We start from the raw sequence: 23,763 nt of genomic DNA, 5'->3' as shown, positions 1-23,763 counted from the left end.
GCACCTAGGTGCAAGCGAATGTGGTGTCTTGGCAGTTGAATGATTGATTACAATGGCATTCCTGACAATTTCGCCACCAGTTCAGCAAGTTTTCGAGCGCCGAATTTCTTTAGCAGGCGGGCGCGGTATTCTTCGACGGTGCGATAACTGAGACCCAGTTTTAGGCCAATCTCTTTGGAGGTTAAGCCCCGACACGTTAGGATGGCCACTTCGCGTTCACGCTGGGTGAGTGATACGACGGGGCGTTCTTCGGATAAATCCGCAAAGGTCCAGACGCCGCAATGGAATGGGTTGTCTGGCGTTAGGGATTTCCCACGTACGCGGCACCAAAAGAGAGTGCCATCTGCGCGCTTCATGATGCGTTCGTCGTTATATGCGCCCAAATCTTCCATCGCAGTGCGCACGCGAGCACCAATTGATCGGAAGTCTTCTTCTGAAGCGTAGAATTCGCCAATGGATTTGCCTTTGCATTCCTCAACAGTGGTCCCAAACATCTTGGCAAAAGCCTCGTTTGGCGTACGTACAATTCGGTTCTCGAGCATGCAGATGCCAATTGGTGCATGTTTGAAGGCAATTTCAGAAATGTTCATGGCGCTATCAATGCATAGGTAGCAGGCAGTGCCAAGAGCCGGGAATGGGTTTCACGGCATAACGGGAAATTTTCTTGGTTCCAATATTTGATGACATTCCAAAAAACGATACATTGGTGTCGTGGCTGTTTTGGGGAAGCTTATGATGATTTTTCGTTTGGGAATCGGTCTGTTTTGCGTCACCGCGTTGGTGGGATGTTTGGCTGACGAAAAGAAATTCGGTTATGCGGCTGGGTATGGAAAGTCTTATCCAGAGCCCGTGGTGTTGGAAATGCCAACAAATGCCCCGTCTATCACACAGCAATTTAGATCGCCGTTGGCTGTGAGCAGCTTAAACGGGATTGAGCCGCATTTGGGGATAGACGTGCATGCGCCAATCGGGACACCTGTTCTGGCGGCGGCTGGTGGGTTGGTCGAGCGTTCCTTTTGGGGGCCGGCCTACGGCAATCAGGTGCAGGTTTTGCACGCGCCAGATTCTAGCGGTAAGGCGTCGCGAACGCGATATGTGCATTTGAAACGGCGATTGGTTGAAGCAGGGGAGACGTTAACCCGAGGCCAGCAGCTAGGTGAACTAGGAGTAACTGGGTTTCTGTCGAGCGGCTTTCCGCATTTGCATTTTGAGCTGATTTATCGCGGAGCTGCGTTGGGACATAGTTCGGCTGATCCACATCTGTATTGGGCGAAAGGAGCTGGGAAAATCACCTGTTGGGGACCTGAATGGCAGGGGTTAGGTGACGATGAGCTGCGTCTGACCTATCCGGTGCCTTGTAGCTAACAAAAAAAACCCGGCGGGAAGCCGGGTTTTCATGTGCGGTATGAGATCGGATTAGTTAACGATTGTTGCTTCGGTTGCTGCGCGAAGTTCGTCTTCGGTGACGCCATCGGCGACTTCGACGATTTTCAAGCCACCTTCAACAACGTCAAGAACGCCGTAGTTGGTGATGATGCGATCCACAACTTTCTGACCCGTCAGTGGCAGAGTGCATTCCTTGAGAACCTTAGACTGACCGTGTTTGTTTGCGTGATCCATAACGACAACAACGCGGCCGACGCCAGCAACCAGGTCCATTGCGCCGCCCATACCTTTGACCAGCTTGCCGGGAATCATCCAGTTTGCGAGGTCGCCGTTTTCGGCCACTTCCATCGCGCCTAAGATCGCCATGGCGATTTTGCCGCCACGGATCATTGCGAAGGATTGTGCCGAATCGAAATAGGCGGTCTGCGGTAGTTCGGTGATGGTTTGCTTACCTGCGTTGATCAGGTCGGCGTCTTCTTCGCCTTCGATCGGGAAGGGGCCCATGCCAAGCATGCCATTTTCCGATTGCAGCGTGACTTCGATGCCTTCAGGGATGTAGTTGGACACCAATGTCGGAATACCGATACCAAGGTTCACATACCAACCGTCTTGAAGTTCTTGTGCCGCGCGGGCGGCCATTTGGTTACGATCCCAAGCCATGATTATGCCTCCTCGCGTTTACGGGTGGTACGCTGTTCGATGCGCTTTTCGTGATCGCCTTGGATAATGCGGTGCACGTAGATACCGGGTAGGTGGATTGAATCGGGGTCAAGCGAACCGGTTGGAACGATCTCTTCAACTTCGACCACACATATTTTGCCGCAAGTTGCAGCAGGCGCGTTGAAGTTTCGTGCGGTTTTGCGGAACACAAGATTGCCTGTTTCGTCAGCCTTCCATGCCTTCACAATGGCCAGATCGGCAAAGATGCCTTCTTCCAAAATGTAGGTCTCGCCGTTGAAGTCTTTGTGTTCTTTACCCTCGGCGATCACAGTGCCTACACCGGTTTTGGTGTAAAAGCCCGGGATGCCAGCACCGCCTGCGCGCATACGCTCGGCCAATGTACCTTGGGGATTAAATTCTAGTTCCAGTTCTTCGGAAAGGTACTGACGCATAAATTCTGCGTTTTCACCCACGTAGGAGCTGATCATTTTCTTGACCTGTTTGGTTTGCAGCAAGATGCCGATACCAAAATCGTCAACGCCCGCGTTGTTGGACGCAAAGGTTAGGTTTTGTGTGCCAGCCTCTTTGATTGCTTGAAGCAGCAATTCAGGAATGCCGCATAGGCCAAAGCCCCCAGCGGCGACAAGCATGCCATCGTGCAAGAGGCCATCAAGCGCCTCTGTTGCATTTGCATAGACTTTTTTCATGGAACTCTCCCTAAAATCGGATTGCGCAAGGTATTGATCCAAGACGGCTCTGAGTCAACGACTGCACCCGTCTCCGGTATTTCTACGGTTTGCGCGCATTTGTTGGGGTAACAACGAAAAGGCCGGGTCAAACCCAGCCTTTGTTATTATTCGCTTTTGGCAGCTGTCTTTTTAGCCGTGGTCTTTTTGGCTGCGGCTTTCTTTTTAGGAGCCGCTTTTTTTTTCGCGGGTGCTTTCTTTTTCTTCACGCCCTTAGCCGCGGCCTTTTCATTGACCAGTTCGATTGCTTTTTCGACGGTCAAGTCAGCGTGTTCTATCTCTTTTGGGATCGTCGCGTTGACTTTGTCCCACTTGACGTAGGCACCGTAGCGCCCTTCCATGATGCTCATGGCGCCGCCATCCGGGTGATCGCCTAATTCACGAAGTGCTTTTGCGGCAGCGCCGCGTCCACGACCTGGGTTGGCGCGTTTGTCGGCCAGCAATTCGACGGCGTGGTTCATGCCGATGTCAAAGAGGTCCTCGAAGTTCTTGATACTTACGTAGACGATCTTTTCTTCGTTCGGAGATTTATGCGCGATGTAAGGGCCAAACCGGCCAAGGTTGGCCGAGACTTGGTTGCCTTCTGGGTGGTCACCAACTTTGCGGGGCAATGTCAGCAAACGAACGCCTTTTTCAAGGTCGATGTCGTCTGGCGCCCAACCAGGTAGATAGTCGCGCCCTTTCTTAGGAAGCGATGTGCGGCGCGGTTTTTTGTTTTCAGGCGTTGGTTCGCCACGCTGTACGTAGGGGCCAAATCGACCGTCTTTCAACCAGATTTCATCGCCTTCATCGGAACCCAGCAGTTTATCCTCGCCCTCGTTTCCGGCGATTGCACGGGTAAAGTTACATTCTGGATAGTTGCCACAGCCGACAAACCCGCCAGTGCGGGACGTTTTGAGGTGCAATTGACCCGTGCCGCATTTTGGGCAGACACGTGGGTCTGTGCCATCTTCGCGTGGTGGATAAAGCTGTGGTGCAAGGGCTGTGTCGAGAATTGTTAGAACCTCGGCAACGCGCAGATCGCTGGTTTCTGCGATGGCGGCAGAGAAGTCTTTCCAGAAATTACGCAGAACTTCTTTGTAATCCATATCGCCGGCTGACACGTCATCCAGGCTGGTTTCAAGGTCAGCGGTGAATTCGTAGCCCACATATTTGCGGAAGAAGTTCATCAGGAAGATTGTAACGATCCGGCCTTTTTCTTCGGGGAAGAGGCGGTTCTTGTCTTTGCGAACGTATTCACGATCTTGGATTGTTGTGATGACTGAGGCATAAGTAGACGGGCGGCCAATGCCGAGCTCTTCCATGCGTTTGACCAATGTCGCCTCTGTGTAGCGGGGCGGTGGTTGGGTATGGTGTTGCAGCGCTAGAACGCCTGCGTTTTCTGACAAGATCGCAGAACTTGCGCGTTGCATGCCGCTGATTTCAACGACTTGGTCTTCGCTGTCTGTTGCTTTTGCGTATTGCGCTGCGAGGCCCTTATCGCTGAATTTCGCGGCTTCGCCTTGCATGATTTGCGGCAAGCGCTTGTCGTCGTCATCTTGGGCGACGTCATCGCGGCCTTCTTCGTAAATACGCATGAAGCCGTCAAATTGAACAACCTGACCGGTGGCGCGCAGTTCGACCTGATCGTCTTCTGATGCAATGTCGACAGTGGTGCGTTCTAGGCGAGCGGCTTCCATCTGGCAGGCCAGTGTCCGTTTCCAGATGAGATCATATAACTTGCGCTGGTCTTCTTCAGTAATTTTTAGCTGCGATGCATCGCGCGTCATTTCTGTGGGGCGGATACATTCGTGCGCCTCTTGGGCGTTTTTGGCTTTGTTCTTATAGATGCGTGGAGAGGCGGGAACGTATTCTGCGCCATAGCGTTCTTTGATCGCGTCGCGGGCTGCGGTCACAGCTTCTGGCGCCATGTCGATACCGTCGGTACGCATATATGTGATGTAGCCGGCCTCGTAGAGACGCTGTGCCGTGCTCATACACTGACGGGCGCCCATGCCGAATTTACGGCTGGCTTCTTGCTGCAGTGTAGACGTCATGAAAGGGGCAGAAGGATTACGGTTGGCGGGCTTCGCCTCAACCGATTTCACATATAGTTTTCTAGATGTTACGGCCTGAACTGCAAGTTCCGATGCGGTGCTGTCTTTCAGCGACATCTTTTCAACTTTTTGGCCGCCGAGTACGGTCAGGCGCGCCTCAAAATCTTTACCGCGTGGGGTCTGAAGCAGCGCTTTCACGGACCAATATTCTTGTGGATTGAACGCCTCGACTTCCATCTCTCGCTCAACGATCAGGCGTAGGCAAACAGATTGCACACGGCCTGCGGAACGCGCGCCCGGCAATTTACGCCATAAGACCGGCGAAAGTTTAAAGCCCACGAGATAGTCCAACGCACGGCGGGCTAGATATGCCTCTACCAATGGTTCGTCGACTTGGCGTGGGTTCTTCATCGCTTCGGTGACAGCGGTTTTTGTGATGGCGTTAAAGACCACTCGAGACACTGGCGTGTCTTTTTTGATGATCCGTCGCTTACGCAGAGCTTCTTCGAGGTGCCAAGAAATCGCTTCTCCTTCGCGATCGGGGTCGGTCGCGAGAATGAGGTTGTTGTCTTCTTTCAAAGCATCAGCGATGGCTTTGACATGGGCACGTGATTTTGTATCAACTTCCCATGTCATTGCGAAATCATTGTCAGTGTCGACCGAGCCATCTTTGGATGGCAGGTCGCGAATATGGCCGTAAGAGGCTAGGACAGTGTAGTCAGAGCCCAAGTATTTATTGATGGTTTTGGCCTTCGCCGGGGACTCTACAACAACTACTGGCATTCAATTTCCTCTCGACTCAATACGGTCGGCCTTATGGCGGGCAAAAATGTGGTGTGAAAGGGGTGAATGTCAATGATTTGGAAAAAGTCATTTCGAATGACGTGTATTTCGTGACAATTTTGGGCGTTCTTATCCGTTGCGGGATAAGAGACCGCCGGCGCTGCGCGCGATTTGACCATTAAGTTCCATGTCGACCAAAATTGGGGCGACTTGGTTGGAAGGTGCTTGTAGATCACGGATCAATTGATCTTCGGCCACGGGGGAGGGGCTGAGGTGATCAAGGATGCGTTTGTGTAGCTCATGTGTTTCCCGCAAGCTGCGTGGGGTAGGAGGTTGCGGTGCTTCAGTCAGCGGGAGTTCTTGTTGGTCCGGTTCCGCGATGGGGGTTAGCGTTTCAATCACGTCAGAGGCGTTGCGGACCAAAGTGGCGCCATCGCGGATCAACATGTTGCATCCGGCTGCACGAGAATCAAATGGATGGCCGGGGACAGCTAGGACATCGCGACCCTGATCAAGTGCGTTTTGCGCGGTGATGAGCGAGCCTGACTTTGACGCGGCTTCAATCACGACGACCGCAGGGGCGAGGCCCGAGATGATCCGATTGCGCGTGGGAAAGTGACGCGCCATTGGGTGCATACCCATGGGTTGTTCAGACAGGATAAGCCCGCTTTCTTTTACTTGGAGTGCCAAGTTTGTGTTTTCGGAGGGATAGATTGCGTCCACGCCTCCGGCAAAGATGGCGATGGTGCCGGTGTTTAGTGCGGCGTCATGGGCTGCCGCATCAATGCCGCGCGCGAGGCCGCTAACAATGACTTGGCCCTTTTCGCCAAGTTCTGCGGCAAGACTGCGAGCAATGCGTGTACCAAGTGATGAAGCATTGCGCGCGCCAACAAGTGCGATTTTGGGACGGGATAGCAATGCTGTGGCACCTTGTGCCCAGAGAAACGGAGGCGCGTCGTGTAGATCGTATAGCTCTGTGGGATAAAGTGCGTCACCAAAGCAAATGAGCATTGCGCCGACGGCTTTCGCAGCATTGAGTTCTTTGTGAACGACCGCTTCCGGGCAAATTTCGTAGTTTTTCACGCCAGCCTGACGCGCGATATGCGGCAGTGCCTCTAGCGCTTTTGCTGCTGATCCGTGTTCTTTCATCAAACGATGAAAGGTTGTTGGCCCGACGCGCCGAGACCGCAAGAGACGAAGCCACAGAAAACGCTCTTCTTCCGTGGTGGGTGGGAGTTGGGGGTGAGTGGAAGAAATTCGACCGTTGGTCATCCGTGGCTCCGCCTGCTTGCAAAGCCACAGTTACGACTCAGTGGTTAATGGCCCGTAAACTTTGGCGCGACTTATGTCGCCGCGCCACCAACAGTCAGACCGCCCATCAGAACGGTCGGTTGTCCCACACCAACCGGCACCCATTGGCCTGCCTTGCCACAGTTGCCCATGCCTGGATCAAGCGACATGTCGTTACCAAGGCCGTGGATCTGTTTCATCGCCGTTGCACCGTCGCCAATCAGAGTCGCCCCTTTGACAGGGGCGCCGACTTTGCCGTTTTCTACGCGATAGGCTTCAGTACAAGAGAACACGAACTTGCCATTGGTAATGTCGACCTGACCGCCGCCGAAGCCAACAGCGTAAATGCCATCCTTAAGCGAGGATACCAAATCAGCCGGATCACTATCGCCACCCATCATATATGTGTTGGTCATGCGTGGCATTGGGGCGTGTGCGTAACTTTGACGGCGGCCGTTTCCTGTTGGATCTACCCCCATCAGGCGCGCGTTTTGGCGGTCTTGCATATAGCCCATCAAGATTCCGTCTTCGATCAGGGTATTCTTGCGGGATGGGGTGCCTTCGTCGTCGATGGTAATAGATCCGCGACGATCTGGGATTGTGCCATCATCGACAACGGTCACACCTTTGGATGCGACTTGTTGGCCAACAAGACCTGAGAAATTGGAGCTGCCTTTACGGTTGAAATCACCTTCTAGGCCGTGGCCGACTGCTTCGTGCAACAGGATGCCTGGCCAGCCGGGGCCAAGAACGATGTCCATTTGACCCGCAGGGGCAGGGACGGCATCTAGGTTTACGACGGCGACCCGCAAAGCTTCGCGGGCTTTGGCTTGCCAGTCCGCGGGATCAATTAAGCCATCCAAGCCGATCCGACCACCACCACCTGCGCTGCCACTTTCGCGACGGCCGTTGTGCTCGACGATGACGGAGACATTTACACGAGTCATTGGGCGGGTGTCAGAAATGATCTGTCCGTCTGGACGCATGATGACGACTTCTTGCAAGGATGCGGCCAAAGAGGCGCTGACCTGAACAACCCGAGAATCAAGGTCTCGGGCAAAGGCATCAATTTCACGAAGTGTGTCGATTTTTACAGGAAAACTTGCACCGGCGATCGGGTCTTCGTCTGTGTAAAGGCGCTGGTTCGTGGGAATCGGTCCAGCGGCGAGGGTGCCGCCACCCTGACCAACGGCGAGTCGTGCTGTTGCGACGGCGCGCTTGAGGGCAGATTCGGAAATTTCAGAGGAATGAGCGTAGCCTGCGACCTCTCCATTCACGGCGCGAAGGCCAAAACCCTCGGATGCGTCGTAACTTGCTGTTTTGATTCGCCCATCATCGAAGTGAAGTCCCTCGGCGCGGCGGCGTTCAAAGAACAGCTCGCCATCCTCTGCCCCAGATGTCGCTTCACGCAACAGGTTAAGGGCGCGGCCCTCATCCAAAGAGGTTTCGAATGGATTAAATTTTGGCTGCATAACGCACTCCTGCCTTCGAGTTTTTGAGATAAATCAAAAAAGCGTCTGTTTGACGCAAGCATATTCCTTTATCTGCGTGTCAGAATATGGTTCATAGCACCGACAAAACAACGGGATTCCGTCCGATGGGCGATTTTCCCTCCGTACACACGACGTAATACGCAACCGATCAGGGTGACACATGCGAATTCTTTCGACCCTCATGGGACTCTGGGCAGCTTTTTCCGCCCTTCCGGCCATCGCTCAGGATGCTGAGCACCTCGGTAAACCTGTAGACAAGGGCCTCGGCTTTCAGCCGGCCGTGACCGAACTGTCGCGCGACATCCAATCACTAGACAATATGATCAACGTGATCATTTTTGCCATCGTTGCATTTGTAGCGTTGTTGCTGGTGGTTTGTATCGTGCGCTTTAATCGCCGCGCAAACCCAAGCCCAGCAAGCTTTACCCATAACACACCAATCGAAATTGCTTGGACATTGTTCCCAATTTTGGTTCTGGTTTTCATTGGCGCATTTTCGTTGCCAGTGCTGTTCAAGCAGCAAGAAATCCCAGAAGGTGAACTGTACATCAAAGTCACAGGCCACCAGTGGTACTGGACATATGAATACCCAGAACAAGAACTGGAATTTGACAGCTATATGCTTGGTCAACCAGCCACCATTGGTGATGGTGACGAAGGTGTAACACCTTATGTTCTTGACGACGCGATGAAAGCGAAGCTTTCGGAAGCTGGCTATAATGAAGACGAATTCCTATTGGCGACAGACACACGTGTGGTTGTTCCAGTCGATACCGTCGTTGTTATGGGCATCACTGCTGACGATGTGATCCACTCTTGGACCATTCCAGCGTTTGGCGTGAAACAAGATGCGGTCCCAGGTCGTCTGGCGCAGCTTTGGTTCGAAGCCGAAAAAGAAGGCGTTTACTTTGGTCAGTGCTCTGAGCTTTGCGGCAAAGACCACGCCTACATGCCAATCACTGTAGAAGTTGTCAGCAAAGAAGCCTTTGCTGCATGGACCAAAGCGGCAGCTGAAGAGCTTGCAGCGAATGGTACAATCCCAACTGCATTTGATGTAGCTTCTGCTGAGTAAGTAATATCTTGGGCGCACTTTCGGTGTGCCCTTGATGACCCCGGGTAGGGATGACCTGCCTTTTCGAACAGGATTGATCATGAGCGACGCCAGCATTCATTCGCAAGCGCAGGAGAACGAGGCCTCTTTTGGGGATTACTTCGCTCTACTTAAGCCGCGTGTAATGTCATTGGTTGTGTTTACAGCTTTGGTCGGTCTGTTGGCGGCACCTGGTGGTGTTCATCCTGTAATTGCCTTTTGTGCGATCTTATTTATCGCAGTGGGTGGCGGTGCCTCTGGCGCGCTGAACATGTGGTATGACAGCGACATCGACCAAGTGATGAGCCGCACGAAATCTCGTCCTATTCCATCAGGCAAAGTTACTCGTGAGGAGGCTTTTGCAATTGGTCTGACCTTGTCGGTCATGGCTGTGGTGATGCTTGGGCTGGCAACCAATTGGGTTGCTGCAGGCCTATTGGCCTTTACGATTTTTTTCTACGTGGTGATCTATACCATGTGGCTGAAACGTTGGACCCCGCAGAACATCGTTATCGGTGGTGCGGCTGGTGCTTTTCCTCCGATGATCGGGTGGGCGGCTGTTACTGGCGGCATTTCAGTTGAAAGCGTGTTGATGTTCACGCTGATCTTTATGTGGACACCTCCACATTTTTGGGCGCTGTGCCTGTTCATGAAGTCTGATTATAAAGACGCAGGTGTACCGATGTTGCACGTGACCCACGGGCGCGCGGTGACACGGAATCACATCCTCGTTTATACGCTGATCCTTGCGGCGGTTGCAGTCGGCATGGCGTTTACCTCTGTTGGCGGGTTGATCTATCTGGTGACTGCCATCGTTATGAACGCGATGTTCGTTCTTGGTGCTATTTCGATTTGGCGTCGGTCTGACGAGGCTTGTGCGGCTGACAATCACAAGGTTGAGAAGCGATTCTTTGGCTTTTCCCTGATGTATTTATTCCTGCACTTCGGTGCTATTCTGGCCGAAGCTGCTTTGGCCCCTTATGGACTGGGTGGCTGGTAATATGAGCTTCCGTGAAGAGCACGAACTGCACAAACGCCGTTTCGGCCGCAACCTCGGCGTTGCGCTTGTACTGGGCGCATTTGTCGTGTTGCTGCTTGGGCTAACTGTTGTCAAAGTCACAAGAGGTGATTTTGAGCCAGAGAGCGTGAGGATTCAGAGCCAATGAGCATGGATAAGAACACCAAAACTGTTACCAAACTGGCAGGTGTGGTTGTCTTGATGGGCGGTCTCGCCTATGCATCCGTTCCGTTTTATGACTGGTTCTGTAAGGTCACTGGCTTTGGTGGTGTGACACAAGAGGCGGATGCCGGATCAGATGTGGTGCTGGATCGCACTATTTCTGTGAAATTTGACGCATCGAAAGATCGCGGCATGCTGTGGGATTTCAAACCACAGCAGCTGGAAATGACATTGAAGATCGGTGAAACGGGTTTGGCTTTTTACGAAGCGTATAACCCAACTGATCGTCCAATTGCGGGGCAGGCGAGCTACAACGTTGCCCCTTATGAAGCAGGCGAGTTCTTTTCTAAGATCGACTGCTTCTGCTTTACCGAACAGGTGTTGATGCCTGGCGAGCGTGTTGACATGCCGGTGACATTCTTTGTCGACCCGGAGATGGTAAAAGACCGCGACGCGAAATTTATCAAAGAGATCACATTGAGCTATACGTTCTATGAAATTGATCTTCCCGAAGAAATGGCGACCTTGACCGAACCGTCAAAGGCCGTAGAAATTGAAGCAAACCAATCCTCCAACGAGGGATAAGAAACATGGCGCACGCAAAAAACCACGATTATCACATTCTGCAACCGTCCTGGTGGCCATTCCTTGGCGCCGTGGCAGGCTTTATCATGCTCTTTGGCGCTGTCGTGATGTTCCACGACAACGGCCCTTGGATGTTCCTGATTGGCCTTGTTGGCACCCTATACGTCATGTTTGGCTGGTGGTCTGACGTTGTTGCTGAAAGCAAAGTTGGCGACCACACCCCGGTTGTTCAAATCGGCCTGCGTTACGGCTTTATTTTGTTTGTTATGTCCGAAGTCATGTTCTTTGCAGCATGGTTCTGGAGCTTCTTCAAACACGCGATTTACCCAATGGGCCCAGACAGCCCAATGGTTGACGGTATCTTCCCGCCAGCAGGCATCGAAACGTTTGACCCTTGGCACCTGCCATTGATCAACACATTGATCTTGTTGTGCTCTGGCTGTGCCGCGACTTGGGCGCACCACGCCTTGGCACATGAGGACAACCGTGAAGACATGAAATGGGGCCTGATTATCGCTATCGCTCTGGGTGCAGTGTTCACCGTATTCCAGGCGTATGAATACAGCCACGCAGCCTTTGGCTTCTCTGGCAGCGTCTACGCAGCAAACTTCTTTATGGCGACGGGTTTCCACGGCGCGCACGTGATCATCGGTACCATCTTCCTGTTCGTTTGCTTGATCCGTTTGCAGCGCGGTCACTTTACCAAAACACATCATGTCGGTTTCGAAGCAGCTGCTTGGTACTGGCACTTTGTTGATGTTGTTTGGTTGTTCCTATTTGCAGCCGTTTACGTCTGGGGCCAATAAGGCGCTCCAAAAGGTTGCACCTTTGGATCAGTTAATATTATAGCAAGTCGCGGCGGATCACTTTCGCCGCGACTTTCGTTTTTAAAGGGCTCGCTTGTGCGCCGGTTAATCCTTCCTTTGTTCTTTGGTATCGTGGGCACAGCGGTTTTGCTGTGGCTTGGCACGTGGCAAGTGCAAAGGTTGGCGTGGAAAGAGGGCGTGCTTTCCCAAATCGAAACACGTATTTCGGACGCACCGATTGCTTTGCCAGCGCAGCCGACCCAGGAATACGACCAGTATTTGCCCGTTGTTGCGCGTGGTCTGATTACGGATCAAGAGGCGCATGTTTTAGCGTCTAGCAAGAAAACAGGCGCGATTTATCGCGTCATTGCAGCGTTTGAAACGGACGATGGTCGCCGCGTGTTGCTTGATCGAGGGTGGGTTAAGCCACCTGCGAAAGACGAAGCACGTACAGCAGTTTCTGCTGAGGTCGTTGGGAACTTGCTTTGGCCTGATGAGCGCGACTCGTATACACCTGAAAATGATGTAAACGGTAACATCTGGTTTGCCCGCGATATTGCCCAGTTGGCTGAGGTGTTGAACACCGAGCCGCTGTTGGTTGTTGCACGCAAATCAGATGAGTTAAATTCTACCGTGACTCCGTTGCCAGTCACGGTAACGGGAATTCCAAACGATCACTTACAATATGCGGTGACATGGTACGGCCTGGCTTTAGTCTGGGTGATCATGACGCTGTATTATCTGCGCCGGATGCGCACACAGAAAAAGGTTTTAGAGACGTGAAATATATCTCTACCCGAGGGAATGCCCCTGAACTAAGCTTTGCGGAGGCGATGCTAACCGGTTTGGCACGGGATGGTGGACTGTATGTCCCAAAAAAGATCCCAACTATGGCGCATGACGAAATTGCTGCCTTGGCCGGTCTGTCTTATGAAGAAATAGCCTTTCGGGTGATGAAGCCGTTTATCGGTGAGAGCTTCAGCGATGACGAATTCAAGGGCATCATTGAACGTGCCTATGCTGGGTTCCGTCACGAGGCTCGTGCGCCTTTGGTTCAGTTGGCGCCAAACCACTATCTGCTAGAGCTGTTCCACGGCCCGACATTAGCGTTCAAAGACTTCGCGATGCAGCTTATTGGGCAGTTGTTCCAATTTGAGCTGAACCGCCGTGGTGAACGTGTGACGATCGTTGGCGCGACTTCTGGCGATACAGGCTCTGCTGCAATCGAAGCATTCCGTGGGCTCGATAATGTGGATGTGTTTATTCTGTATCCAGAAGGCCGGACCTCTGACATTCAGCGTAAACAAATGACCACGCCGGATGACGCCAATGTGCACGCCTTGGCACTAGATGGTGATTTTGACGATTGCCAGGCGCGTCTGAAAGATATGTTCAACGATTTCGAATTCCGCGATGGTGTGAAACTCGCAGGCGTGAATTCCATCAACTGGGCGCGTGTTTTGGCGCAGGTTGTATATTACTTCTCGTCTGCGGTTTCTTTGGGTGCACCGCATCGCGAAGTCAGCTTCACTGTGCCGACCGGCAACTTTGGCGATATATTTGCTGGTTTCATTGCGAAGCAGATGGGCTTGCCCATAGAGAAGCTGGTGATCGCGACAAACCAAAACGACATTCTACACCGGACCATCGAAACCGGGGCTTATACAAAAGAGGGCGTGAAGCCTTCGATTAGCCCGTCGATGGATATTCAGGTGTCTTCGAACTTCGAACGTGCATTGTTCTTTGCTTATGATCGCGACGGCGATGCCGTGGCGCAATTGATGGAAGAATTGAAAGACGGTTCTTTCACCATCAGCCAAGGTGCGATGGAGACGCTACGGGAGACATTTACCTCTGGTCGTGCCTCTGAAGAAGAGACCATGGCGACGATAAAAGCGGAATTTAGCGCATCGCAAGAAGTGCTTTGTCCGCATTCCGCCGTTGCGGTAAAAGTCGCCAATGAGCAGCTATCTGAAACACCAATGATCACATTGGCAACCGCACATCCCGCAAAATTCCCTGATGCCGTTGAAAAAGCGATGGGTGTTCATCCAGAATTGCCGCCGCATATGGCGGACCTGATGGAGCGGGAAGAACGGAGCTGCAAAGTTCCAAACCAACTTGCTTTGCTAGAGACCTTAATCAAAGATCGGATCGCGTCCCGTTGACCGTAAGAATTCACACACTTTCAAATGGCTTCCGTGTTGCAACTGAGCACATGCCGGGCCTGCAATCTGCGTCTGTTGGGGTCTGGGTGACGGCTGGTGGCCGTCATGAGACACCCAAGCAAAACGGCATTGCGCATTTTCTTGAACATATGGCGTTCAAGGGAACCAAACGTCGTAACGCACTTGAGATTGCTGAGGCGATTGAAGATGTGGGTGGATATATCAACGCTTATACCAGTCGCGAAGTGACTGCGTATTACGCCCGTGTGCTAAAGGAAGATGTGCCTTTGGCGATGGATGTCATTGGTGACATCTTGATGAACCCAGTATTCGATCCGAAAGAGATCGAAGTGGAACGCGGCGTGATTTTGCAAGAGATTGGCCAAGCCTTGGACACTCCGGACGATGTGATCTTTGATTGGTTGCAAGAGCGTGCCTATCAAGATCAACCATTAGGCCGAACAATTCTTGGCCCAGAAGAGCGGGTGCAAAGTTTTGGTCGCGAAGATCTATCTGGGTTTGTCGGGCAGCACTATGGACCAGAGCGCATGATCCTTGCTGCCGCTGGCGGTGTGGATCACGATGAGATCGTGAAGCTGGCCGAAGAGATGTTTGGCCACATGAAGCCCGGTCCGAAGATGACCGAGCTCAGTGCTAGCTTTTCGGGTGGTGAGTTCCGCCAAGAAAAGACGCTTGAACAGGCGCATTTTGCGTTGGGCCTAGAAAGCCCAAATTACTGTAGCCCTGAGATATACACGGCGCAGATTTATTCCGTAGCATTGGGCGGGGGGATGTCTTCGCGTCTATTCCAAGAAGTGCGCGAAAAGCGTGGCCTTTGCTATACGATTTATTCCAGTGCGGGCGCCTATGCGGATAGTGGTATGACCACGATCTATGCAGGAACATCTGGCGATCAGATTGCTGATCTTGCAGATATTACGATCGACGAGCTGAAGCGAGCAGCTGAAGATATGTCTGCCAAAGAAATCGAACGTGCGCGTGTTCAGATGAAAGCAGGTATGTTGATGGGGCTTGAAAGCCCGTCTAGCCGCGCTGAGCGTCTGGCTCGGATGGTATCTATATGGGGGCGTGTCCCTGGACTCGAAGAAACCGTTGAGAAAATCGATGCGGTGACAGATGCAGATGTACGTGCCTTTGCCGAGCATATGGCGGTAAGTGCGCCTGCAGCTATGGCGCTATACGGTCCAATTTCTGCGGCACCTGATTTGGGTAAATTGCAGGAGAGGCGCGCTGCCTAATGCTGCTAACACGGAAGAAAATACGCATCGAGACAGAGCGCATGACTCTGCGGCCTCCAATACACTCGGATTTTAGAAGCTGGGCTTGGATGCGCGAAAGCAGTGCGGATTTTCTGACGCCTTGGGAACCCGTTTGGGCAGCAGATCATTTGAGCCGCAAGAACTTTACCAATCGTGTTTATTGGGCGCAGCGGTCTATCAACACCGGTGTGGCTGTACCATTGTTTCTGGTCAATCGGGAAACGAATGAGCTTATGGGAGCGATCACGCTTGATAATATTCGGCGTGGACCTGCACAGGCTGGAACACTCGGGTATTGGGTGGGCAAAGACCATGCGCGCAAAGGTTATATGCGCGAGGCAATTGATGCCCTGGTGCATTATGCGTTCCATCGCATGGACCTAAGCCGGATCGAGGCGGCTTGTCTGCCAGAGAACGTTGCAAGCCGTGGCGTTCTTGAGAAGAGCGGGTTCAAATACGAAGGTGTTGCGCAAAGCTATCTACAGATTGATGGCCGTTGGCGGACCCATGTTTTGTATGCCGCATTGCGAAATGATCGTCGCGGGCGAACGCAGGCTGGCTAGGTAACTCCAGCATTTCTAGGTGTGTGTCGGCAATAGTTGAGAAATATGCTATTCTCTATTTTCAGGAGGATAGGCCATGCGTTGGATCATACTCTTACTTTTTGTAGCGTCAGGGGCTTCTGCGCAAGAACGTCGCGCTAGTCATTGTATTGCCGTCGCTGAAAATATTTCCGAGGCGACCTATGTGCATAAGGCCGCGTTTCGTGATGCGGTACCAGAAGATTCCGTTCGTATCATTTACATAGATCACTCTGCATTTTTGATCCAAACCGAAGGCGGTTTAAACGCAGTCACGGATTTCACAGGCTTTATCGGAACAGCGAATTTCCTGCCTGATATTGTGACGATGAACCACGCGCATTCAAGTCATTGGACACCTGTGCCTGATCCAGCCATTCCGCATGTGCTTGAAGGCTGGGGCGCGTTTGGCGTGGGGATCGAGCATCATTTGGATCTGGGTGAAATGTTAGTACGGAATGTTTCAACAGATATTCGATCTGGCTTTGAAGTGGAGCCAAAGGGCAATTCGATCTTTGTCTTTGAAGTTGCTGGCATGTGCATCGGACATTTGGGTCATCTGCATCATGAACCGGATGCTGCGCAATATGCAGCGCTTGGACGGCTTGATGTTGTTATGGCGGCGGTTGACGGCGGACGGACGTTGGATTTGCCGACAATGATGAAAGTGCTAAGGCGCTTGAAAGCGTCGATCGTGATCCCAATGCATTGGTTTGATGAAGCAACTTTGGGAGCATTTCTGATTGGGATGTCAGAGGTCTATGACATTGATCGGGGAAAGGGCAGTGATGTCGTTGTCTCGTTACGCAGCTTGCCTAAACGTCCGAAGATCATTGTGTTGCAGCCAAAATTTCTGACGGACCCCTAGATAATTCTCTGGGGCGTGGTAGGCCTATGAAATGAATTATTCTGCCGCCGATCCCAAATTTGTTGCTGACCTTGCCGCTTTGTTGCCGCCGGATAGCCTGCGTAATCCTGAACCGCGTTACCTAGAAGAGTCGCGCGGGCGCTTTTTGGGTGGCGGGGGCGTTCTTGCACTGCCTCGGAGCGTTGATGAGGTTTCGATCATCATGCGCACATGTCATGCTGCTGGCGTGCCTGTGGTGCCTTATGGCGGCGGCACTGGGCTTGTTGGTGGACAGATCATGCCAGGGCACGCACAACCGGTTATCCTGTCGCTAGAACGCATGTCCGCTATTCGCAGCATCAACGGCGCTTCTAATGTAATCGTTGCGGAGGCCGGTTGTATCCTAGCGGATGTTCAAGCTGCTGCAGATGCAGAGGGCCGCTTATTTCCATTGTCATTGGCAGCGCAAGGCACGGCAAGGATTGGTGGGAATTTATCGACCAACGCCGGTGGTTTGAACGTATTGCGCTATGGCAATGCACGGGATTTGTGTTTGGGTTTGGAGGTAGTGTTGCCCAATGGGGAGATCTGGCATGGGCTGTCCGAGCTTCGCAAAGACAATACGGGCTATGACCTAAAGAACTTGATGATTGGGGCAGAGGGAACCTTGGGGGTGATTACTGCGGCTTCCCTAAAACTGTTTTCCAAACCCGTCGCGCATGAAACAGCTTTTTTAGTTGTCCCAGATCCAGAAGCTGCGATTGGTTTACTGGCTTTGGCGCGCGCGCAACTGGGTGAGGCTGTTAGTGCGTTTGAGCTCATTCACTCCCGAAGTCTAGAATTTTTGTCTGAGGCGTTCCCTGATTTGCGGCAACCTTTTGAAGAACGGCCAGAGTGGTCTGTATTGATGGAGGTTGGATTATCAAAGGCATTGGTTGGCCAAGATGTACTTGAAGTGCTTTTTGGTGAGGCTTTGGAGCGAGAGTTGGTGACTGATGGAGTGGTGGCGTCCTCTGAAGGGCAACGGCAGGCATTCTGGTCGCTGCGAGAAACAATTCCAGCAGCCAATAAGATTGTGGGATCAATCAGCAGTCACGATGTGTCCATTCCAATTGAACGTATTCCGGCATTTATTGAAAAAGGTACACAAGCTGTCGCAGCGTTCGAAGGGCTTCGGGTGAATTGTTTTGGACATCTTGGGGATGGGAATCTGCATTTCAATGTATTCCCTCCGGCAGGTGAAAATAAATCGGATTACAGTCACTTACAGAGCGAAGTAAAAGTTGCCGTGCATGATGTCGTGCATGAATTTGGCGGGTCATTTAGCGCGGAGCATGGAGTTGGTCGACTAAAGGTCGATGATCTAGCCCGCTATGGCGATCCCGTTAAACTGGCGATGATGCGCGCGATCAAGAATACGATTGATCCAAAGGGGATCATGAACCCCGGTGCGATGTTTTCCAATTAATTGCGCCTCATCCCGGTCAGAATGAGGCGCGTGTGATCCTTAGGATCTGTGCAAGCAGGACCGTTTCCCAAGCGGCAAAGGATTTATTGCCGAGAAACCTTAATGCTAGATTTATAGGCCTTCGAATTCACAGAGAACGTCGACATTAATGCCAAGCGCTTCGAGTCGCTTGCGACCGCCTAGGTCTGGAAGGTCGATGATAAAAGTACAGCTTAGAATTTCGCCACCCAGACGTTCAACGAGTTTGATGCCCGCTTCGGCTGTGCCACCAGTCGCCAAAAGGTCATCTACGACTAAGATTTTTTCGCCAGGCTGAATCGCGTCGTCGTGGATCTCGACAATAGCCTCGCCATATTCCAGTTGGTATTCTTCGGAAATCGTCGTGCCAGGCAATTTGCCCTTCTTACGGATCGGAACAAAACCCACGCTAAGCTGATGGGCAATCGCACCACCTAGGATGAAACCACGCGCTTCTAGACCAACGACTTTGTCGATGCGCACTCCGGCGTAGGGGTGAAGCATTTGGTCGATGGCCATGCGAAACCCACGTGGATCAGCAAATAGCGTTGTGACATCGCGAAACAGTATCCCTTCGTGAGGGAAGTCGACGATGGTGCGAATGTAGTCTTTGACATCAGTGCTTTTGCGCATGATTGGCCCCGGTTGTTTTTCGGCAAAGGTGTCGCCTAAAGCGTGATGGTTGGCAAGTGGCTATGCCTTCAGGCTGCGCGTCGAAGGCTGGCGGTTAAGGCGGCCATTCCGATCAAAGCAACGCCTCCAATTCGGTTAAGCCATTGAATTGTTGCTGGGCGTGCAATTGTAGAGCGAAGGCGGTCCGCCAAAATTGCGTAGACCAGTGAATTTACTGCTGCCAGTCCAACGAACGTTGCTATCATGATAGCGAATTGCGGAGCGATAGGTGCCGCTGGAGTGATGAATTGTGGAACAAAGGCAATGAAAAAACCAATGCTCTTTGGATTAAGGGCAGTCACCAATGCCGCATGACGAAATACGCCGCTGGCGGATTGGTCGCGAGCGGGAATTAGCTTTTCAGATGATGCAGATCCCGCACTTCGTAAAAGTTTGATACCAAGCCAGAGGAGGTATGCGGCACCGACCCATTTTAGGATGGAAAACGCTGTGGATGACGCCAAAACAATCGCGCCTAGGCCAAGTAGCGAAGCTGTCATCGCAATCAAATCACCCAGAGCCACCCCTGCAGCGGTCGCGAGTGCAACGGATCGGCCTTGGGAAAGGGCGTAGGAAAGTACCAACACCACGGTTGGGCCGGGAATGAGTAGTAGGGCGAGAGAGGCCGCGGTGAAGGCCAACCAAAGATCAAATGCCAAGACAGAAATCCTTTATAAGTTGGCCTTATCCAAGGCAGGGGGGCTGCCCCCTGTCAAGAAAGTTGTTTAACCTAGAACACGGCCAGCGACCGCGTCTAGCTTTGCGACGACAGCTGGATCACGTGCGTCGGGCGCGGTCAATATTGCGTATTCCAGGGCTTTGTCACAACCATGTGGGCAATCTGCGCGGTCTTTCCCGAGCAGGGCAGGCAAACGCTTTACCAAGTTGCGGCCTTTTTCGGCGTTGCCCATAAGCGTTTTGATAATTTGGGTTACGTCAACTTCGCCGTGTTCTGGGTGCCAGCTGTCATAGTCGGTGATCATTGCGACGGACGCATAGCAAAGCTCAGCTTCGCGGGCGAGTTTGGCTTCGGGCATGTTGGTCATGCCAATGACATCACAGCCCCATTGTTCACGATACATCTTTGATTCTGCCAAAGTGGAAAACTGCGGCCCTTCCATTGCGAGGTAAGTGCCGCCGCGATGAACGGTGATGTCAGCGGCTTTAGCGGCGGTTTCACAGGCGTCTGATAAGCGTGGGCAGGTGGGATGAGCGACACTGACGTGTGCTACGCAACCAGTGCCAAAGAATGACTTTTCGCGTGCAAAGGTGCGGTCAATGAATTGGTCAACGATAACAAAGTCGCCGGGGGCCATGTGTTCGCGAAAGGAACCGCAAGCCGAGACAGAGATCACGTCAGTCGCTCCCAGACGCTTGAGTGCGTCGATATTGGCGCGATATGGCACGGTTGTTGGCGAGTGTTTATGGCCGCGTCCATGGCGCGGCAGGAATGCCATTTTGACATCCTCGTATGTGCCGGTCAAAATTTGATCAGATGGGTCACCCCAAGGGGTTTCAACCGTTGTCCATTCCGCGCCTTCCAGCCCATCTATGTCGTAAATGCCAGAGCCGCCAATTACGGCGATCATTGTCTCTTTGTCTGCTGCGCTCACGGGATGCTCCTGTCGATTGATTTGGTTTAGTTTTGGCGAGGCTTTCCCTTAGATGCAACCGTTAGGCTGCTCTAAATCACGCAACTGCCAAAGGGTTGGGTACCCACCCTTGTGGCAAATGGCGATTTCCGTTAGGGGCAGGGCAACACTCCAAATCTGATGAGCGAATAGGACTGCCCGATGAAACGTGCTGCATTGGCGAATTTTGCCAAAAATATCTCTCCGCCGAACTTGTCTATTATGCAAGACGAGGGTTGGTCTGTACCGCGTGTGCGGACTGAGTTGCTGTCTGGCTTGACTGTTGCTTTGGCTTTGGTCCCAGAAGCGGTTGCGTTTGCTTTCGTCGCTGGCGTTCATCCGTTGGTTGGATTGTATGCTGCGTTTATGGTGGGTCTGATCACTGCCTTGATCGGTGGGCGTCCGGGTATGATCTCAGGTGCGACTGGGGCATTGGCCGTTGTTATGGTGGCGCTCGTTGCAGATCACGGCGTGGAGTATTTGTTTGCGACCGTCGTGCTAATGGGGATTTTGCAGATCATTGCCGGTGTCATGCAGTGGGGCAAGTTCATTCGCCTTGTGCCACATCCCGTTATGTTGGGCTTTGTGAATGGTCTAGCTATCGTGATTTTCCTTGCGCAGCTCACACAGTTTAAAGATCCTGCCAGCGGTGGTGCAGAATGGCTGGGTAATGCGTCTATGTTGCTGATGCTGGGTTTGGTCGGTCTCACAATGCTGATCATTTGGGGTACACCAAAGATCACGTCGGTGATCCCGGCGCCTTTGGCAGGAATTGGTATCGTTGCCATCTTGGTTATTGCGTTGGGTCTAGATGTGCCGCGCGTTGGTGACATGGCGAGTATTGAAGGTGGATTGCCTGCATTCCATATTCCGCTGGTTCCGCTGAACTGGGAAACATTCCAAATCATTCTGCCATACTCAGTGATCTTGGCGGCCATTGGTTTGATCGAAAGTCTTCTGACGTTGAACCTTGTTGGTGAAATCACCGGCAAGCGCGGTGGCGCATCGCAAGAATGTATCGCACAGGGTGCGTCTAATATTGTGACCGGTTTCTTTGGTGGCATGGGCGGTTGTGCGATGATCGGTCAGTCTATGATCAATGTGAAATCTGGCGGCCGGACACGGATCGCTGGCATTTTCGCGGCCTTGTGCTTGTTGTTGTTCATCGTCGTAGCGAGCCCTGCAATTGAGCAAATTCCACTTGCTGCACTGGTTGGTGTGATGTTCATGGTTGTGATCGGCACATTCGCTTGGAACTCTTTGAAGATCATGACCAAGGTGCCATTGATGGATGCCTTTGTGATCGTGTTGGTGACAGTCGTGACTGTTGCAACTGACCTTGCCATTGCCGTCGTCGTTGGTGTGATCGTGAGCGCTTTGGCCTATGCATGGAACAACGCGCGCCGTATTCATGCGGTGACACGAGAGTCTGCTTCAGACAAAGGTGCAAAGGTTTACGAAATCAATGGTCCGCTGTTCTTTGGCTCAACAGAAGGTTTTGTTGAATTGTTTGATGTCGAAAACGATCCAGATGCAGTGATTGTAGATTTTCAGTTTAGCCGCGTTGTTGATCAGTCAGCTCTGCAGGCGATTGAAACAATTGCAGGTAAGTACGAAGATGCAGGCAAGAAGATTACCTTGCGCCATCTAAGCCGTGATTGCCATGGGCTGCTTACCCGAGCAGGTCACCTGATGATCGACAGTTCCGATGACCCTGAATATGAGGTCGCGGTGGATTACGGTGTACGGACCGGTGTTTTAGGCGGTCACTAAAATAGAAAACCCGGCGCTTAAACGTGCCGGGTTTTTGTTGGATTAAGAGCTGGGCCTTTCCTGCTCGAAAAGCGTTTCGACAACGCTGTAGTCTTTATATCCAAGCCGAGCCAAAGGCTTGTAGGTTGTAACGACAAAACGACCACCGTTGATGCATTCATCGCGCATATGAATTCCGGTGACATTTCCGATAACCATGAAATTGCTTTCCCCCTCAAGGCGGATGATCTGGCTCAATTTGCACTCAAGGCTTGCGGGGGCTTCTGCCACGCGCATGCAATCGATGCTATCGCAGGGTACGGCGGCTAGGCCTGCCACTTGAAATTCATCTACGTCTTTGCCTAGCGGTGCGGTGGATGCGTTCATTGGGTCTATTAGATGTTCAGCGACAATATTGATGCAGAACACACCCGTCGCGCGGATGTTTGAGACGGTATCTTTACTTTCCTCCTGGTCGTCTTTTGCTCCGGTGGACCCAAAGACGACTTGAGGCGGTGTATCTGCGATCGCGTTAAAGAACGAATAAGGTGCCAGGTTTGGCGTGCCCTTTAAGTCGCGTGTTGATATCCATGCTATAGGGCGCGGAGAAACGATCGCTTTGAATGGGTTATGAGGTAGGCCGTGACCATCCTCGGGGCGATAAAACATCAATGCCTCCTTCGTGTTTGCCCCAGACGTAGCGCCATGATAGTGGCGTTGCCACCGGAAATTCGGTCAAAGCGACGAAAGGGCGTTGGCAGGTGCTTTATCTAAGGCAAGAGACAGAGGCGGACTGGTGGGAAGTCGAAGCCCTGTATGACCTATGTTTTGCGCCGGGTAGGGAGGCATTGTCTTCTTATCGCCTGCGCGAAGGTGTGGAGCGCGTGCCTGAATTGTCTTTGGTTGCGAGGGATAGCGACGAAATTTTAGGCGGAGCAATACGGTATTGGCCCATTCGTGTGGATGAGGTTAAGGCCTTGTTGCTTGGCCCTGTTGCTGTCCACCCGACACGACAAGGCGAAGGCCTGGGTGGTTCACTGATCCGGGAAAGTTTAGACATCGCCAAAACGCTTGGTTGGGAGCGTGTGATCTTGGTTGGAGATGCGCCATATTATAAACGATTTGGTTTTACGCGCCTTGAAGGTGTGTTGATGCCACCGCCAACAAATCCGGCTCGTGTGTTAGGATATTCTTTGTCTTACAGGGCATGGGACGGTGTCGAGGGGACCGTGAAACCCTATGCCTAGGGTTGAAAGCGGTAAACATCTATCCCAAATCTAAGGATACGGAG

The 23,763-nt window shown here is 52.3% G+C and carries 23 protein-coding genes; 13 read left to right on the top strand and 10 right to left on the bottom strand.

What is annotated here, in order from left to right; translation table 11 throughout:
* Positions 1-47: 47 nt before the first annotated feature.
* Positions 48-584, bottom strand: a complete 537-nt coding sequence (locus Q4544_RS01890) for a PAS and helix-turn-helix domain-containing protein (RefSeq protein WP_303504001.1) — start codon at positions 582-584, stop codon at positions 48-50.
* 148 nt (positions 585-732) lie between these two features.
* Here Q4544_RS01890 and Q4544_RS01885 point away from each other — a divergent pair, with 148 nt between their 5' ends.
* Complete coding sequence (locus Q4544_RS01885) at positions 733-1,365, top strand: M23 family metallopeptidase (protein WP_303503640.1); 633 nt, start codon at positions 733-735, stop codon at positions 1,363-1,365.
* A 51-nt stretch (positions 1,366-1,416) separates the two neighbouring features.
* On the opposite strand, the gene Q4544_RS01880 is transcribed toward Q4544_RS01885, so the two are convergent.
* The 5 genes from Q4544_RS01880 to tldD form a co-directional block, all read right to left on the bottom strand.
* Complete coding sequence (locus tag Q4544_RS01880) at positions 1,417-2,046, bottom strand: 3-oxoacid CoA-transferase subunit B (protein WP_303503638.1); 630 nt, start codon at positions 2,044-2,046, stop codon at positions 1,417-1,419.
* A gap of 2 nt (positions 2,047-2,048) precedes the next feature.
* Complete coding sequence (locus Q4544_RS01875; RefSeq protein ID WP_303503637.1) at positions 2,049-2,753, bottom strand: CoA transferase subunit A; 705 nt, start codon at positions 2,751-2,753, stop codon at positions 2,049-2,051.
* A 146-nt stretch (positions 2,754-2,899) separates the two neighbouring features.
* Entirely contained in the window at positions 2,900-5,611 is a 2,712-nt protein-coding gene (topA, locus tag Q4544_RS01870; RefSeq protein WP_303503636.1) for a type I DNA topoisomerase, read from the bottom strand.
* 129 nt (positions 5,612-5,740) lie between these two features.
* On the bottom strand, positions 5,741-6,883 hold the full coding sequence (gene dprA, locus Q4544_RS01865; RefSeq protein WP_303503634.1) for a DNA-processing protein DprA: 1,143 nt from the start codon (positions 6,881-6,883) through the stop codon (positions 5,741-5,743).
* Positions 6,884-6,954: 71 nt separating this feature from the next.
* Complete coding sequence (gene tldD, locus Q4544_RS01860; protein WP_303503632.1) at positions 6,955-8,373, bottom strand: metalloprotease TldD; 1,419 nt, start codon at positions 8,371-8,373, stop codon at positions 6,955-6,957.
* Positions 8,374-8,554: 181 nt separating this feature from the next.
* Here tldD and coxB point away from each other — a divergent pair, with 181 nt between their 5' ends.
* The 10 genes from coxB to Q4544_RS01810 all read left to right on the top strand — a co-directional run bounded on the left by coxB (position 8,555) and on the right by Q4544_RS01810 (position 18,399).
* Positions 8,555-9,466, top strand: a complete 912-nt coding sequence (coxB, locus tag Q4544_RS01855) for a cytochrome c oxidase subunit II (protein WP_303503630.1) — start codon at positions 8,555-8,557, stop codon at positions 9,464-9,466.
* A gap of 79 nt (positions 9,467-9,545) precedes the next feature.
* On the top strand, positions 9,546-10,484 hold the full coding sequence (gene cyoE, locus Q4544_RS01850) for a heme o synthase (protein WP_303503628.1): 939 nt from the start codon (positions 9,546-9,548) through the stop codon (positions 10,482-10,484).
* A gap of 162 nt (positions 10,485-10,646) precedes the next feature.
* Positions 10,647-11,249 (top strand): cytochrome c oxidase assembly protein, encoded by a 603-nt coding sequence (locus Q4544_RS01845; protein ID WP_303503626.1) that lies wholly within the window; start codon positions 10,647-10,649, stop codon positions 11,247-11,249.
* A gap of 5 nt (positions 11,250-11,254) precedes the next feature.
* Positions 11,255-12,055: a cytochrome c oxidase subunit 3 gene (locus Q4544_RS01840; protein WP_303503624.1), complete on the top strand. Its 801-nt coding sequence runs from the start codon at positions 11,255-11,257 to the stop codon at positions 12,053-12,055.
* A 96-nt stretch (positions 12,056-12,151) separates the two neighbouring features.
* Positions 12,152-12,838: an SURF1 family protein gene (locus Q4544_RS01835; RefSeq protein ID WP_303503622.1), complete on the top strand. Its 687-nt coding sequence runs from the start codon at positions 12,152-12,154 to the stop codon at positions 12,836-12,838.
* Positions 12,835-14,223 (top strand): threonine synthase, encoded by a 1,389-nt coding sequence (thrC, locus tag Q4544_RS01830; protein WP_303503621.1) that lies wholly within the window; start codon positions 12,835-12,837, stop codon positions 14,221-14,223. Before Q4544_RS01835 ends, thrC begins: the two co-directional genes overlap by 4 nt.
* On the top strand, positions 14,220-15,482 hold the full coding sequence (locus tag Q4544_RS01825) for a pitrilysin family protein (protein WP_303503619.1): 1,263 nt from the start codon (positions 14,220-14,222) through the stop codon (positions 15,480-15,482). The genes thrC and Q4544_RS01825 overlap by 4 nt, the downstream gene beginning before the upstream one ends.
* A complete protein-coding gene (locus Q4544_RS01820) occupies positions 15,482-16,066 on the top strand; it encodes a GNAT family N-acetyltransferase (RefSeq protein ID WP_303503618.1) in 585 nt (194 codons plus the stop codon). Before Q4544_RS01825 ends, Q4544_RS01820 begins: the two co-directional genes overlap by 1 nt.
* Before the next feature lie 76 nt (positions 16,067-16,142).
* Complete coding sequence (locus Q4544_RS01815) at positions 16,143-16,952, top strand: MBL fold metallo-hydrolase (RefSeq protein ID WP_303503615.1); 810 nt, start codon at positions 16,143-16,145, stop codon at positions 16,950-16,952.
* Between the two features lie 31 nt (positions 16,953-16,983).
* Complete coding sequence (locus Q4544_RS01810) at positions 16,984-18,399, top strand: FAD-binding oxidoreductase (protein ID WP_303503613.1); 1,416 nt, start codon at positions 16,984-16,986, stop codon at positions 18,397-18,399.
* Positions 18,400-18,510: 111 nt separating this feature from the next.
* On the opposite strand, the gene Q4544_RS01805 is transcribed toward Q4544_RS01810, so the two are convergent.
* From Q4544_RS01805 to Q4544_RS01795, 3 genes are all read right to left on the bottom strand, one after another.
* Entirely contained in the window at positions 18,511-19,050 is a 540-nt protein-coding gene (locus Q4544_RS01805; protein ID WP_303503612.1) for an adenine phosphoribosyltransferase, read from the bottom strand.
* A gap of 68 nt (positions 19,051-19,118) precedes the next feature.
* Positions 19,119-19,748 (bottom strand): LysE family translocator, encoded by a 630-nt coding sequence (locus tag Q4544_RS01800; protein WP_303503611.1) that lies wholly within the window; start codon positions 19,746-19,748, stop codon positions 19,119-19,121.
* A gap of 66 nt (positions 19,749-19,814) precedes the next feature.
* Complete coding sequence (locus Q4544_RS01795; RefSeq protein ID WP_303504000.1) at positions 19,815-20,678, bottom strand: S-methyl-5'-thioadenosine phosphorylase; 864 nt, start codon at positions 20,676-20,678, stop codon at positions 19,815-19,817.
* Between the two features lie 204 nt (positions 20,679-20,882).
* On the opposite strand from Q4544_RS01795, the gene Q4544_RS01790 reads away from it, so the two are divergent.
* Positions 20,883-22,493: a SulP family inorganic anion transporter gene (locus tag Q4544_RS01790; RefSeq protein WP_303503610.1), complete on the top strand. Its 1,611-nt coding sequence runs from the start codon at positions 20,883-20,885 to the stop codon at positions 22,491-22,493.
* A 42-nt stretch (positions 22,494-22,535) separates the two neighbouring features.
* Here Q4544_RS01790 and Q4544_RS01785 read toward each other — a convergent pair whose 3' ends face one another.
* On the bottom strand, positions 22,536-23,141 hold the full coding sequence (locus tag Q4544_RS01785; protein WP_303503608.1) for a flavin reductase family protein: 606 nt from the start codon (positions 23,139-23,141) through the stop codon (positions 22,536-22,538).
* A 92-nt stretch (positions 23,142-23,233) separates the two neighbouring features.
* Between Q4544_RS01785 and Q4544_RS01780 the strand changes: the two genes are divergently transcribed.
* A complete protein-coding gene (locus Q4544_RS01780; protein WP_303503606.1) occupies positions 23,234-23,719 on the top strand; it encodes a GNAT family N-acetyltransferase in 486 nt (161 codons plus the stop codon).
* Positions 23,720-23,763: the final 44 nt, after the last annotated feature.

This window comes from Cognatishimia sp. 1_MG-2023 (assembly GCF_030548175.1).
Classification (GTDB): Bacteria; Pseudomonadota; Alphaproteobacteria; order Rhodobacterales; family Rhodobacteraceae; genus Cognatishimia.
This window is presented reverse-complemented; position numbering and strand designations above follow the sequence as displayed.

Coding starts and splice junctions, on each gene's coding strand:
- Q4544_RS01885 (WP_303503640.1), top strand. CDS start 733: ATGATGATTTTTCGTTTGGGAATCGGTCTGTTTTGCGTCACCGCGTTG.
- coxB (WP_303503630.1), top strand. CDS start 8,555: ATGCGAATTCTTTCGACCCTCATGGGACTCTGGGCAGCTTTTTCCGCC.
- topA (WP_303503636.1), bottom strand. CDS start 5,611: ATGCCAGTAGTTGTTGTAGAGTCCCCGGCGAAGGCCAAAACCATCAAT.
- Q4544_RS01845 (WP_303503626.1), top strand. CDS start 10,647: ATGAGCATGGATAAGAACACCAAAACTGTTACCAAACTGGCAGGTGTG.
- tldD (WP_303503632.1), bottom strand. CDS start 8,373: ATGCAGCCAAAATTTAATCCATTCGAAACCTCTTTGGATGAGGGCCGC.
- Q4544_RS01805 (WP_303503612.1), bottom strand. CDS start 19,050: ATGCGCAAAAGCACTGATGTCAAAGACTACATTCGCACCATCGTCGAC.
- dprA (WP_303503634.1), bottom strand. CDS start 6,883: ATGACCAACGGTCGAATTTCTTCCACTCACCCCCAACTCCCACCCACC.
- Q4544_RS01810 (WP_303503613.1), top strand. CDS start 16,984: ATGAATTATTCTGCCGCCGATCCCAAATTTGTTGCTGACCTTGCCGCT.
- cyoE (WP_303503628.1), top strand. CDS start 9,546: ATGAGCGACGCCAGCATTCATTCGCAAGCGCAGGAGAACGAGGCCTCT.
- Q4544_RS01785 (WP_303503608.1), bottom strand. CDS start 23,141: ATGTTTTATCGCCCCGAGGATGGTCACGGCCTACCTCATAACCCATTC.
- Q4544_RS01790 (WP_303503610.1), top strand. CDS start 20,883: ATGAAACGTGCTGCATTGGCGAATTTTGCCAAAAATATCTCTCCGCCG.
- Q4544_RS01795 (WP_303504000.1), bottom strand. CDS start 20,678: ATGATCGCCGTAATTGGCGGCTCTGGCATTTACGACATAGATGGGCTG.
- Q4544_RS01815 (WP_303503615.1), top strand. CDS start 16,143: ATGCGTTGGATCATACTCTTACTTTTTGTAGCGTCAGGGGCTTCTGCG.
- Q4544_RS01840 (WP_303503624.1), top strand. CDS start 11,255: ATGGCGCACGCAAAAAACCACGATTATCACATTCTGCAACCGTCCTGG.
- Q4544_RS01820 (WP_303503618.1), top strand. CDS start 15,482: ATGCTGCTAACACGGAAGAAAATACGCATCGAGACAGAGCGCATGACT.
- Q4544_RS01875 (WP_303503637.1), bottom strand. CDS start 2,753: ATGAAAAAAGTCTATGCAAATGCAACAGAGGCGCTTGATGGCCTCTTG.
- Q4544_RS01880 (WP_303503638.1), bottom strand. CDS start 2,046: ATGGCTTGGGATCGTAACCAAATGGCCGCCCGCGCGGCACAAGAACTT.